Source organism: Streptomyces ambofaciens ATCC 23877 (genome assembly GCF_001267885.1).
Classification (GTDB): Bacteria; Actinomycetota; Actinomycetes; order Streptomycetales; family Streptomycetaceae; genus Streptomyces; species Streptomyces ambofaciens.
Genome location: NZ_CP012382.1, coordinates 7,431,140 through 7,442,677, shown reverse-complemented (window position 1 = coordinate 7,442,677; position 11,538 = coordinate 7,431,140). Strand labels below are relative to the sequence as shown.

The 11,538-nt window shown below is 72.3% G+C and carries 13 protein-coding genes; 8 read left to right on the top strand and 5 right to left on the bottom strand.

All coding sequences use genetic code 11. The features are described from left to right. Positions 1-24 precede the first annotated feature (24 nt). The 5 genes from SAM23877_RS32770 to SAM23877_RS39770 form a co-directional block, all read right to left on the bottom strand. A complete protein-coding gene (locus tag SAM23877_RS32770) occupies positions 25-408 on the bottom strand; it encodes a BlaI/MecI/CopY family transcriptional regulator (protein WP_053141110.1) in 384 nt (127 codons plus the stop codon). A gap of 188 nt (positions 409-596) precedes the next feature. Next, the gene (locus SAM23877_RS32765) at positions 597-2,285 is read right to left on the bottom strand and encodes a hypothetical protein (RefSeq protein WP_053141108.1); all 1,689 of its coding nucleotides are present in this window, start codon (positions 2,283-2,285) and stop codon (positions 597-599) included. Between the two features lie 118 nt (positions 2,286-2,403). Next, the gene (locus SAM23877_RS32760) at positions 2,404-3,075 is read right to left on the bottom strand and encodes a lytic polysaccharide monooxygenase auxiliary activity family 9 protein (protein ID WP_053141106.1); all 672 of its coding nucleotides are present in this window, start codon (positions 3,073-3,075) and stop codon (positions 2,404-2,406) included. Between the two features lie 257 nt (positions 3,076-3,332). After that, a complete protein-coding gene (locus SAM23877_RS32755) occupies positions 3,333-5,468 on the bottom strand; it encodes a DUF1996 domain-containing protein (protein WP_053143088.1) in 2,136 nt (711 codons plus the stop codon). 275 nt (positions 5,469-5,743) lie between these two features. Then, complete coding sequence (locus tag SAM23877_RS39770; RefSeq protein WP_158520040.1) at positions 5,744-5,887, bottom strand: hypothetical protein; 144 nt, start codon at positions 5,885-5,887, stop codon at positions 5,744-5,746. Between the two features lie 285 nt (positions 5,888-6,172). Between SAM23877_RS39770 and SAM23877_RS32745 the strand changes: the two genes are divergently transcribed. The 8 genes from SAM23877_RS32745 (at position 6,173) to SAM23877_RS32710 (ending at position 11,537) form a co-directional block, all read left to right on the top strand. Next, a complete protein-coding gene (locus tag SAM23877_RS32745) occupies positions 6,173-6,985 on the top strand; it encodes an SDR family NAD(P)-dependent oxidoreductase (protein ID WP_053141101.1) in 813 nt (270 codons plus the stop codon). 46 nt (positions 6,986-7,031) lie between these two features. After that, positions 7,032-7,724, top strand: coding sequence for a class I SAM-dependent methyltransferase (locus SAM23877_RS32740; RefSeq protein WP_053141099.1), 693 nt, complete (start codon positions 7,032-7,034; stop codon positions 7,722-7,724). 236 nt (positions 7,725-7,960) lie between these two features. Continuing rightward, positions 7,961-8,278, top strand: a complete 318-nt coding sequence (locus SAM23877_RS32735; RefSeq protein ID WP_053141097.1) for a gas vesicle protein GvpO — start codon at positions 7,961-7,963, stop codon at positions 8,276-8,278. Positions 8,279-8,314: 36 nt separating this feature from the next. Beyond that, positions 8,315-8,821, top strand: coding sequence for a gas vesicle structural protein GvpA (locus SAM23877_RS32730; protein WP_053141094.1), 507 nt, complete (start codon positions 8,315-8,317; stop codon positions 8,819-8,821). Continuing rightward, positions 8,818-9,636: a GvpL/GvpF family gas vesicle protein gene (locus SAM23877_RS32725; RefSeq protein WP_053141092.1), complete on the top strand. Its 819-nt coding sequence runs from the start codon at positions 8,818-8,820 to the stop codon at positions 9,634-9,636. Before SAM23877_RS32730 ends, SAM23877_RS32725 begins: the two co-directional genes overlap by 4 nt. 4 nt (positions 9,637-9,640) lie before the next feature. Further along, entirely contained in the window at positions 9,641-9,919 is a 279-nt protein-coding gene (locus SAM23877_RS32720; protein WP_053141090.1) for a gas vesicle protein GvpG, read from the top strand. Next, positions 9,916-10,590: a hypothetical protein gene (locus SAM23877_RS32715; protein WP_053141088.1), complete on the top strand. Its 675-nt coding sequence runs from the start codon at positions 9,916-9,918 to the stop codon at positions 10,588-10,590. Before SAM23877_RS32720 ends, SAM23877_RS32715 begins: the two co-directional genes overlap by 4 nt. Beyond that, positions 10,587-11,537, top strand: a complete 951-nt coding sequence (locus tag SAM23877_RS32710; protein WP_053141086.1) for an SRPBCC family protein — start codon at positions 10,587-10,589, stop codon at positions 11,535-11,537. The genes SAM23877_RS32715 and SAM23877_RS32710 overlap by 4 nt, the downstream gene beginning before the upstream one ends. Position 11,538: the final 1 nt, after the last annotated feature.

The window sequence follows — 11,538 nt, the reverse complement described above, 5'->3', positions numbered from 1 at the left end:
GGAGGCGAAGACCCCCGTGCGGCGTCAGCCGTCCCCCGCGTCACGCGCCTGCCTGAGCAGTTCGCGCAGCAGTCGCTCGTCGTCCGGGTCGAGGCCGGTGACGAAGCTGGCCAGCACGGCTTCGCGGTCGCTCTCGGCGTCGAGGACCTTGCGCATCTTCCGCGCGGCGAGGCCCGCCTGGTCCGCGGGTGTCCAGGCGAAGGACCGGCCCGCGCGTTCACGGCTGACCGCGCCCTTCTCCAGGAGCCGGGTGAGGATCGTGATCACCGTGGTGTAGGCGAGGCCGCCACCGAGGTGTTCCTGCACCCAGCCGGCCGTCGCGGGGCCGTCCGCCTCGCGCAGCGCCGACAGCACCAGCGCCTCCAGCTCGCCCTGCCCCCGCCGCCGCGTACGCCGGTGCTCCGTCACCGCCCCGCCTCCTTCCGCCGCAGTCCGCCGCCGTCCGCCGCCGTCCGCCGCAGTTCCGTTCGGGGCGACATCGTATAGAGACGGCGGACCGCCCGGTGCCGCCCGGACCCGTCGTCGCGTTCCTGGAGCCTCTCCCGGTCATCACCCCGGCCAGGGCACTCCCGGGCCCTCCCGGCCCGCCGCGCCGGTCAGTGGTCCCCGGCGCAGCAGCCGTCCGCCGCGCCTGTGGCCGGTTCGGGGCCGAGGCGGCAGAAGCAGGAGGCCTCGACCGGTACGTCGGCCAGCGCGCTGGCCAGCTTCAGCTGCTGGGCGACGATCCGCGCCTCCCCCGCCCTGCCCAGCCGCACCAGGCACTCGTGGTAGCCGTGCAGGGCCCAGACGTTGCCGGGGTGCTGCAGGGCGCGGGGCAGGGTGTCGTCCAGGCCCAGGTCGGCCCGGTAGACCGCCTCCGCCTCGTCGACCCGGCCCTGTTCGAGGAGCAGGGCGCCGTAGGCGTGCCGGGTGGGCTGCATCCAGCCCCAGGGTTCGTCGTAGGGGAGGCTGTCGTCCAGTGCGATCGACCGCTCCAGGGCGGCGAAGGCCGCGGCATGGTCGCCCTTGCGGTACTCCAGCTCGCCGTCGAGCATGGCGGAGGCGATGGCGAGGATGTCGGCACAGGTGTTGTTGAACAGGGTGCGGGACTCGGGCACCCGGGCGACCGCCTCGCGGAACAGTCCGCGTTCGGCCTCCGCCCCCTCGATCTCGCCGGTGGCCGAGAGGGCGACGCCGCGGGCGTAGTGGAGCATCGCGGTCGTCACGCAGTACAGGCGCGGGTCGGCGGGCAGCGGCAGCCGGAGGATGTCCGCCCAGCGACCGAACCGGATCAGGACGTGCACCCGCATGGCGAGGAAGCCCTCCAGCCAGTCGGCCATCGGCGGGCTCTCCACCCGCAGCAGTTCCTCGGGGACGGACGCCTCCAGCCGTTCGGCGGTGTCCAGGGCGACGGCGTACTGGCCGAGGAACATCGCGCCGTAGATCTTGAAGTGGTAGTTGTGCGAGCGGTAGAGGGTGTAGAAGTTCATCGCGCCGGCCCGGGCGCGGTACTTCTCGTCGGCGGCGACGGCGGCGGTGTTGTCCGACACCACGCGCCGGTAGTCACCGCACAGCACTTCCAGGTGCGAGGGCATGTGGAGGAGGTGCCCGGCGTCGGGGACGAGACCGCGCAGCCGGTCGGCGACGGCGAGGGCGGCCTCGGGGGTGGCGGACATCTCCATCAGGTGGACGTAGAGGTGCAGGACCCCCGGATGCTCCCGTCCCCCTTCGGCGGCCAGGGCCCGCTCGAGCACCTCTTTGGCCTCCAGGGTGCGGGCGCCCTCGGCCGGCCGTCCGGTGCGCAGGTCCCACAGCTGCCAGGGCGTCAGGTTCATGAGGGCGTCGGCGTAGAGGGCGGCCACGTCCAGGTCGTGGGGGGCGAGTGCCTGGACGGCGCGCATGCTCTCGGCGTACGGCGGGTTCCACACGGAGCAGTCGTCGACGGCGCGCGCCTGAGGGTAGCGGGCGCGCAGGGCTCCGATCAGCGCGCGTTCCACCGGGGTCGCCGGCGCCGCCTTCTGATGGGCCAGCTCGACCGCGGCGTGGGTGCGGTCGACGGTCCTCGTCAGCTCCTCGGCGTCGAAGGCCTCCCAGGGCTTGTTGTAGTTCGGGCCGAGAGCGTAGGCGATGCCCCAATGGGCCATGGCACAGTCCGGGTCGGCCTCGGCGGCGGCCTCGAAACAGGCGACGGCCTCCTCGTGGTGGAAGGCGTACGTCCACACCAGCCCGCGGTCGAACCATCGCTGGGCCTCGGGGGACGAGGTCGTCACGGATCGGCCGTGGGTGCCGAGGTCGTAGTAGTCCATGGGGGACGTATACCGCACTCCGGGACGGTCGCGGAGTACCTCGCGCGACGGGCGCACCGACCGGTGTCCCCGCCGGACGCGGCACGCCCGGCGGGGGTGGGGGTGGGGGTGGTGCGGGTCAGCCGAAGTCGACGTCGCTGCACAGGAAGTACGTCTGGTCCATGTGCGACGCCTGCCAGATCGTGTAGACGACGTGCCGGCCGCTCAGGCCCGACGTGCTCACCGGGACCTCGTAGTGCTGACCGGGCGCGTAGCGGCCCGTGGTGGTGAGCAGCTGGAGGTCGTCCCAGCCCAGGGGCTGCGTGGTGGGATCGAAGCCCTGCCGGGAGACGTAGACCTTGAGGTAGTCGGCGCCGTGACTGGCCTGGTCGTGCAGCTTGACGGTGAAGTCGTCGGCGACGGCCGTCGTCTTCCAGGCACCCACGGCGTCCAGGGAGTTGTAGCGCCCGCCTTCGGTCCGGCCGCCGCTGCACAGCTGCCCGTCGGGGACGACGGCCTCGAAGTCGCCGGCGGAGCCGTTGCGGTACAGGCCGTTCCAGTTCCACATGGCGTTGGGGTCGTCCTGCCAGGCCTGCCAGCACATGGGGTCCTGCTGAGCCATGGCCGGGTTCTGGAAGTCGTCACCCCAGCGCTGCCAGCAGCCGTAGTTGCGGGAGGCGGGGTCGACCACCGAGCCATGGGCGACGGCGGTGCCGCTCCAGGGGATCAGGGTGAGCAGAGCGGCGGACAGTGTGCCGAGGGCCAGGGTCGACGCACGCCTGACGTGCCTGATGCGATCATGACAACTCATGAGCTCTCTTCCGCGTGGGGGGGACAGCAAGGAGGAACGAAGGCGAGTGGGAGCGCTCCCAACCTCTTCCGGAGACCAGGCTGCGCCCGGGCAAACGGAATGGCAACCGTGTGAATGCGCCAGTTCCCGCTCGGAGGTGGCGTGTTCGCTGCGATCGGCGGAGAGCCGCGCGACACGACGGGCGGGCGGGAGGCGCGCGACACGACGAGCGGGCGGGAGCCGCCCCGCCCGCCCGTCGTCACCAGGTCATGCCGCCGTCACTGGAAACGCCTCCTGGAGCGGACCAGCAGCAGGCAGCCACCGGCGAAGAGAACGCCTCCCACGGCCGCCGGCCACAGGCCGAGGCCGGAGCCCGTCTCGGCGAGACCACCCTGGGTCGCCTGCGGTTCGGTCGCCGAACCGGCCGCCTCGTCGCCGCCGCCCGTACCCTGCGTCGCCTGCGGTGCGGCCACGTTGCCGGTGTCCGCCGGGGTGTCGGCGGGTGTCGTGGCGGCCCTGGGTTCGGTGCCGGGGGAAGCTGCGTCGTCGCGGGTCTGGTTCTTGTTCGGGTCGCGGGCCTCACCGGGGTTCGGGTCTATGTCCTGGCCCTGGCCCTGGCCCTGGCCCTGGTTCTGGTTCTGGTCCTGACCCTGGTCCTGGTCCTGGTTCTGATCCTGGTCCTGGTCCTGGTCCTGGTTCTGATCCTGACCCTGACTTTGGTTCTGGTCCTGGGCGGGGGGTTCGGGCTTGTCGGTGTCGTTCCGCCCGCCGTCCTGCTGGCCCGTGTCGTCCCCCTCGTTGTTCCCCTCGTCGTTCCCCTCGTCCTTTCCGTCGTTCTGCCCGCCCTGGCCGGCATCCGCGGGTGCCGAGGCCGTGGGGGTCTGCTCGGCCGGGGGCTGCGAGGCGTCAGGGGTACCGGTGGGCTGCTCCTGGGGACCCTCCCCCTCGCCGGGCTCCGCCCCCGGGGGCGTGTCCGGACCGCACTCACGGCCGCTGTTGATGCAGTCGACCATCTCCCGCATCAGATCCTCGTCGAAGACGTTGACGAAGTCGCTGTGGTCCGTCACCGGCTTGTGCAGCTGCTCGGGGAAGGAGTCCACGGCGAAGAGCGGGACGGTCTTCCCTCCGTCCTGGAGGCTGGGCGCGTCGACGTCGTAGACCACGCGCTGGACCAGCCGCGGGATGGGCCGGAACCCGTTCGGGCAGCTGCCGTCGGCGGCGGCGAAGGCCACGTGGGTGCGGTGGTTGGCGCTGTCGATGTTGCGGCCGTCCCAGCAGCTCTGGAACGTGAAGGTGCGCACCACGTCGCTGCCGGACGGGCAGAGCGGGTACTTGTCCTTGAGCTGTCGGTCCTCGAAGCCGGTGCAGCTCCACGAGGCGTTGGCGTTGGTGTTGCCGTTGACGAACGCCTTCGCGTCACCGGTGATGATGCGCAGCAGTCGCGGCATCTCCGTGACCTCGCCCCGCTCGTTGCCCTGGAAGGTCAGGGTGACCTCGGCGGGCGTCACGATCTCGCCGGCGTTGCCCTCGATGCCGCCGCCGGGCGACTCGGCGTCCTGTTCGACGGTGCCGTTCTGCAGCCGCAGCACGGGCCAGTAGTACGAGGACCTGTCGCCCTGGTCCGCGCAGCTCGTCTCGGCGGCGGCCAGGTCCTCGTCGCTGGCGAAGGCGTCGTTGCCCTGATTACCGACGTAGTCGTGGAAGTGGTGCGCGCCGTTGCTGACGCCGGGGGCCGCGATGATGTTGTCCGAGTTGAAGAGGCCCTCCGCGTTGACACCGCAGCTGGTGGCGAAGGAGCCGCGCGAGGCGTTCTTCTGGCGTGCCGCCTCGGCGCCGCCGGGCTGGACCGACTTGATGTCGGCGTAGTCCGCGGCCACCGGCCCGTTGCCCGCCTGCCCGCCGTTGCCGGGCTGCTGCTGCCCGTCTCCTCTCGCCTCGTCCTCGCCGGCACCGCCGCCGTCCCCGGCGTCCGTGGCGGCCCCGGTGTCCCCGCCCTTTCCGGGACTCTCACTCCCGCCGTTCCCCGCGTCCGGTGTCGCGATCTCGGTGCGGCGCAGCGTGCACTGGGCCAGGGCTTCCAGGCCCTCCGGGCGGGCTCCGGCCTTGTCGACGGCGGCGACGATGCGTTCGATCGTCGCGGCCCGCTCCCGCTTCAACGGGTCGAGGAGGGCGCCTTCGTCGAGCTTGCCGTCGTCCGCGGTGCGCGCGGCTTCCTGGAGCCGCAGGTAGGAGGTGGCGATCTGCTCGTCCAGCCGGGACAGTTCCGTGTCGACGTCCGGCCTCGCCTGTTCCTCGACCGCGGTGAGCCGTTCGCTCAGGTCGGGGCAGTCGACGGTGGCCGCCACTCCGGAACTCCCCAGGGGTACCGCGGGGTCGCCCGCTTCGGTCGCGGAGGCGAACACGTTCACGGCCACCAGGCCGCCGCCCCCCAGTATCAGCGCGCATGCTCCGAAGGTCGCGCGGCGCGCCCCGGTCGGGCGTCTGCGCCTGTTGTGTCCCAAGACGTGCTCCAGTGTCGTGACGGACTCGGACATGAGATGTCCCCGACTCCATACGGAGCCGGGGACCGGAGCGTTCAGACGTGCCGGGAATTCTCAGAAGACGTTGAGTCCGTCTCTGGTATCGGCACAGCGGACGAGGCCGCGACCTGCGTTCCTGCGATGAGCATCAGCCGGAATAGGACATCGACTCACGGGCCCTCGAAGCACCCCAGGACGGTCACCTGGTCGAAGCACCGCGCCTGCACGTCCTTCCTCGCGACCGTCCAGAAGACGTCACCGCCGATGCGCGAACCACCGAAGTCCAGGACGCCGCCATACCATTGAGCGAGCAACGCCCAGTCGCCCGGACCGGGCCGTGCCCATGGGCTGGCCCGCCTGCCCTCCGGCTTCCCTGCCCTCCCTGCCGCCATGGCGGCGGACGCGGTGACGGGGTCGTCCTCGCCGGACCCCGCCGCCTCTCGGTCGGCGGTTCGTTAGGCCCCCGGGTTCGGGGAACCCGGTGCTCGCCTGCCCGCCCGCGCGCCGGCGCCCACACCGAGGGAGTCCCGGATGCCACTGACCAGAGGCCTCGTCGCCGCAACGGCCGGGACGGCACTGCGCTGAACGGAGGAGACATCATGGCCGGCAACAGGCCGCTCGCCCTGGTCACCGGGGCGTCCAGCGGAATCGGGTACGAACTCGCCAGGCTGTTCGCGGAGCAGGGTCACGACCTCGTGGTCAACGCCGAGGACGAACGGCTGGAGCACGCCGCCCGGCGGCTGCGGGAGACCGGCGCCGAGGTGCGGGCCGTGCGCGCGGACCTGAGGACCGCCGAGGGCGTGGACCGGCTGGTCGCCGCCCTCACCGGGCTCACCGTGGACGTGGCGGCGCTCAACGCGGGAGTGGGGCAGGGCGGTGCCTTCGTCGACACCGACCCGGCCGACGACCAGTCCGTCATCGACCTCAACGTGACGTCGACCGTACGGCTCGCCAAGCCGCTGCTGCGGGACATGGTGGCGCGCGGTGTGGGGCGCCTGATGTTCACCTCGTCGGTCGCCTCGACGATGCCGGGCTCCTTCCAGTCCGTGTACAACGCGTCGAAGTCCTTCGTGCAGTCCTTCGCCCAGGCGCTCCAGGAGGAGGTCACGGACACCGGCGTCACGGTCACCTCCTTCATGCCGGGCCCTACGGAGACGGACTTCTTCCGGCGGGCCGGGATGGAGGACACCAAGGTCGGCACCATGGACAAGGACGACCCCGCCGAGGTCGCCCGGCAGGCCTACGACGCCGTCATGAAGGGCCGCGGGAAGCTGGTGACCGGCTCGGCGAAGACCAAGGCCCAGGGCGTGGCGGACAAGGTTCTGCCGGACCGCGTCAAGGCCGCCGTGCACCGTCGGATGGCCGAGCCGGGGACGGCGCCGGACGCCGACGGGCGCCCCGACCAGCGGTAGAACAGCCCGTTGGTCCCCTTGTCGGCGGCTCGCTCGCGGTGGAACGATGCCCGCGGCACCGGAACATCCCACCGAAGGGAGCGTCGTGACCGACGACCAGCAACGGCCACCGGCCGCCGCCGCGTTCGACGCGCTGGGCGCCGACTACGAGAAGGCCTTCGCCACCTCGAAGACGCACCGGCGCTCACTGGAGTGGCTGCTGGGGCGGCTTACGCCGGGCAGCCGGGTGCTGGACGTGGGCAGCGGGACGGGCCGGCCCACCGCCGAGACGCTCGCGAACGCCGGGCACGACGTGCTCGGCGTCGACGTCTCCCCCGTCATGGTGGAACTGGCGACGCGGCAGGTGCCCGCCGCCTCCTTCCGGTGCGCCGACATCCGTGACGTTCCGCTCGGGGACGCTTCGTTCGACGCGGTGTGCGTGTACTTCTCGCTGCTCCAGCTGGACCGGCGGGAGCAGGCGGACCTCGTCCGGTACCTGGTGCGCGCGCTGAAGCCGAGCGGCCACATGGTCCTGGCCACCGTGCCGCTGGACGTGGAGGACGTCGACGCCGCCTTCATGGGCCAGCCGGTGCGTGTCTCCAGTTTCACCGCGCAGGGCTTCACCGCCGTGGCCGAGGAGGCCGGCCTGGCCGTCCTGGCACAGGACGCGTCGATGTTCACCCCGGCCCACCCGGACGCGCAGCCGGAGCCGCACCTCTTCCTGCACTGCCGGCGCCCGGCCACCACGCCGGGCACCTGACCTCCGACACCCGGTCGCTCGTCCCCCGTAACCGGCTCCACCGGGCGTCACTCGTTTCCCGTAACGGCTCCCGCGGCCGTCGCACGTCCCTCGTGACCCGCCCCCGGCCGTCACCCGTCACCCGTCACCCGTCACCCGTCACCCGTCACCCGTCACCCACCGGCGATACGGCTCGCGGCCCCCGGATGGGGTAACTGCGCACGCGCGGAGCCGGTCCCGCGGCCAGAGTGGGCAGCATGACAGAACCTGGCGAGCGACGGCGCGGCACGACTTCCACGACCACGCGCGAGCGTGCCGTGCGGGGCGCTCGGGACGCCGCCCAGCACGCCGCTGACGCCCTGGGCGAGCTGATCCGGCACCGCCTGGAGGGAGTCTCCGCGGTGTGCAGGAGCGACGACGACGGCTGGATCGTCAGGGTGGACGTGCTGGAGGTGGCGCGCATCCCCGACACCACCAGCCTGCTCGCCACCTACGAGGTCGAGCTGGACTCGGCGGGCGACCTGCTCCAGTACCGCAGGGTCGCCCGCTACCGGCGCGGTGCCCAGGACCAGTGACCGGGCCGTGAGGCCCGCCCCCGGAAGGACCACCGCATGATCACCTACGACGACGAGGTCGTCTGCGCGCCCCGCGCCGGAACCCTCTACGACGTCCTCGAACTCATCCTCGACCGCGGCATGGTGATCGACGTCTTCGTACGCGTCTCCCTGGTCGGGATCGAGATCCTCAAGGTGGACGCCCGCATCGTGGTCGCGAGCGTCGACACGTACCTGCGTTTCGCGGAGGCGTGCAACCGCCTGGACCTGGAGCACGACGTGCGCTCCAAGACGGTTCCCGAGATGTTCGGCAGTCCGGTCGCCAAGACCATAGGCAGAGCGGGCGCCAAACACACGGCGCGCTCCCTCACCGACAAGGTGCGCGACATCCTCACCCCCGAGGAGGAGGAGGAGTCGGCGGAGGAGGAAGCCCGCCCCCGCGAGCGCGCGGAACGCGGCCGTGCTCCGCAGCGGCCCCGTAGCCGCCCGGCCGCACGCCCCCGCACGGAGGACGACCGCCCGCGCAGCCGCCCCCGCCGACGCACGGAGACGGAGGACGAATGACCGCCCCCACCACCAGTGCCCCCGACACCACCGCGCCCACCACCGGCGCCGACGCCACCACCGCCGACGCCACTGCCACCGCCACTGCCCTCAAGGCGCTGTACGTCTACGGGATCACGCCCGCCGGAGTCAGCACCCCCCGCTCCCCCGGGGTCGACGGTGCCCCCGTACGGCTGCTGACCGAGTCCGGCCTGTGCGCGGCCGTGTCGTCCGCGCCCGCACGGCTCCGGCCCCGGCGCCGCGACCTGATGGCCCATCAGGCCGTGCTCGACGAGCTGGCGGCACAGGGGCCGCTGCTGCCCATGCGGTTCGCGGTCCTCAGCCCCCGGCCGGACGCGCTGGCGTCCCAGCTGCGCGCCGACGCGGACCACTTGAAGCGCCAGTTGGAGGACGTCCGGGGGTGCGTCGAACTCAACGTCAAGGGAACGGTCGTGCCCGGCCACTTCGCCGATCTCGTGCGCCGGGACGAGGGCCTGCGGGCCCTGGCGCTGCGCACCCGGCGGCGCCCGGACTACGAGGGCAACGTCCGGCTGGGCGAGGCGCTCGCCCGCGGTGTGCGCCGCGAGGCCCGGCGCGCGGCGGGTGACGTACTCGACCGCCTGACCCCGCTCGCCGTACGCACGGTGCGGGGACCGACCGACGACGAGCAGGTGCTCAGCGCGTCGTTCCTGCTGCGCTCCGCCGACGAGAGGCGGTTCCGGCAGGCGGTGGACGAGCTGGCACGCGCCTGCGGGGACCGGCTGGCGATCAGCCTGACCGGGCCCCTCCCCTGCTACAGCTTCGTCGACCCCAGCCCCGAACGGTCCGGACGGTGACGACGTGGGCATCGTGAGCGGTCTCCTCCTGCTGCCCCTCGCGCCGGTGCGGGGCACGGCGTGGATCGCCGACCACCTGCTTCAGGAGGCCCGGCGCCAGGCCCATGACCCGCGCGTCGTGCAGACGCGGCTGGCCGCCCTCAACCGCGCCCTGGACGAGGGCGCCATCGACGAGGCGGCATTCGAGCGGGAGGAGGAGCGACTGCTCACCCTCCTCGAACGCACGGCCCGGCCCACCGGCCGCACCGGCACCGTGGATCGACCGCAGAGAAGGCACGTATGAGCGACAGCAAGGCGGCGGCCACGGTGGCGGCCGTGGCGGGCGGATATCTCCTGGGCCGCCGGAGGAAGGCCGGGTTGGCCCTCGTGGTCGGCTCCTACCTCGCGGCCCGGCGGATCGGTCTGTCCCCCGGCCAGGTCCTCTCCCAGGGCCTGTCCGGCCTCCAAGAATCGCCGCAGTTGCGGGAACTGACGGACCAGGTGCGAGGCGAGCTGCTGACCGCCGGACGCGCTGCCGTCACCGCCGCGGCGAACCGCGGGCTCACCGGCCTCGCGGACACACTCCGCGACCGTACCGACGCACTCACCGGCGCGGGCCCTCGGGACGACGGATCCGACGCGTACGACGAGTACGACGAGTACGCGGACGACGACGAGTACGACGACCGCGACGCCGAGGACGGCGACGACCGCGACGACCAGGAGGACGCCGCGGACGAGGACGCCTACTTCGACGAGGAGGAGCGCGAGGAGGACCGGCGCCCCGCCGCGGGGGCGTCCCGCCGGACGGCCGAGAAGGCTCCGCCGCGCAAGCCCGCCCCGCCCGCGAAGAAGTCCCCTGCGAAGAAGACCGCCAAGAAGGCCGCTCCGGCGAAGAAGAGCGTGCCGCCGAAGAAGGGCGCGGCCGCGAAGAAGACGGCCTCGGGCGGCAGGCGCGGAGGTGTGCGCGGATGACTCCAGAGCGGCAGGAGAACCGTGGAGCGTCCCCCCTCGGTGACCTCAAGGACGCTCTCGGCGGCTATCTCGCCGCCTCGGGGCACAGCCTCGTGGGCAGGGCCGGGAAACGGATCGGAGGGCTGACCGAGCGCCTCACCGAGTCCGCGGGCGACCGCGGTTCCGGAGGCAACGGCAGCAGCGATGGCGATGGCGACGGCAACGGCAACGGCAAGGCCCGGAGCAAGGCGAGCGGCGGTAGCGTCAAGGCGACGCACATCATGGAGACCGTCGACATCGGCGTCCCCCTGCGCACCGTCTACGACCACTGGACCCAGCTCCAGGAGTTCAGCGGCTTCACCAAGGGCGTCCGCAGCGTCAGCGCGCGGGACGAGGTGACGTCGGACTGGAACGTCAAGGTGGGCCCGTCGAGCCGGAGCTGGAAGGCGACCGTCCAGGAGCAGGTCCCCGACCAACGGATCGTCTGGACCTCCGAGGGCGCCAAGGGCAGTACCCGGGGTTCGGTCACCTTCCACGAACTGGCGCCCCGGCTGACCCGGATCGTGCTGGTCGTGGAGTACTACCCGGCGGGCTTCTTCGAGAAGACCGGCAACCTCTGGCGCGCCCAGGGACGCCGGCTGCGGCTGGACCTGAAGCACTTCGCCCGGCACGTGACCCTTCTGGGCGACGAGGAGGTGGAGGGCTGGCGCGGCGAGATCCGCGACGGCGAGGTCGTCAGGAGCCACGAGGAGGCGCTGGAGGAGGAGAACGCCGAGAACGACGCCGACGAGGACGCCGACGCCGAAGACGGCACCGAGTACGACGACGACGAGCGTGAGGACGACGGCGAAGGTGAGTACGACGAAGAGGCAGAAGAGGCCGAAGAGGACGAAGACGACGCGTACCAGGACGACGATGGGGACGACTCCCACGAGGACGACGAACGCTCCCGCCGCCGGCGTCGCTGAC

Bases quoted from the DNA above. Each gene is read 5' to 3' on its own strand.
- SAM23877_RS32740 (WP_053141099.1), top strand. From the start codon at position 7,032: ATGCCCGCGGCACCGGAACATCCCACCGAAGGGAGCGTCGTGACCGAC.
- SAM23877_RS32715 (WP_053141088.1), top strand. From the start codon at position 9,916: ATGAGCGACAGCAAGGCGGCGGCCACGGTGGCGGCCGTGGCGGGCGGA.
- SAM23877_RS32745 (WP_053141101.1), top strand. From the start codon at position 6,173: ATGGCCGGCAACAGGCCGCTCGCCCTGGTCACCGGGGCGTCCAGCGGA.
- SAM23877_RS32730 (WP_053141094.1), top strand. From the start codon at position 8,315: ATGATCACCTACGACGACGAGGTCGTCTGCGCGCCCCGCGCCGGAACC.
- SAM23877_RS32760 (WP_053141106.1), bottom strand. From the start codon at position 3,075: ATGAGTTGTCATGATCGCATCAGGCACGTCAGGCGTGCGTCGACCCTG.
- SAM23877_RS32765 (WP_053141108.1), bottom strand. From the start codon at position 2,285: ATGGACTACTACGACCTCGGCACCCACGGCCGATCCGTGACGACCTCG.
- SAM23877_RS32725 (WP_053141092.1), top strand. From the start codon at position 8,818: ATGACCGCCCCCACCACCAGTGCCCCCGACACCACCGCGCCCACCACC.
- SAM23877_RS32735 (WP_053141097.1), top strand. From the start codon at position 7,961: ATGACAGAACCTGGCGAGCGACGGCGCGGCACGACTTCCACGACCACG.
- SAM23877_RS32710 (WP_053141086.1), top strand. From the start codon at position 10,587: ATGACTCCAGAGCGGCAGGAGAACCGTGGAGCGTCCCCCCTCGGTGAC.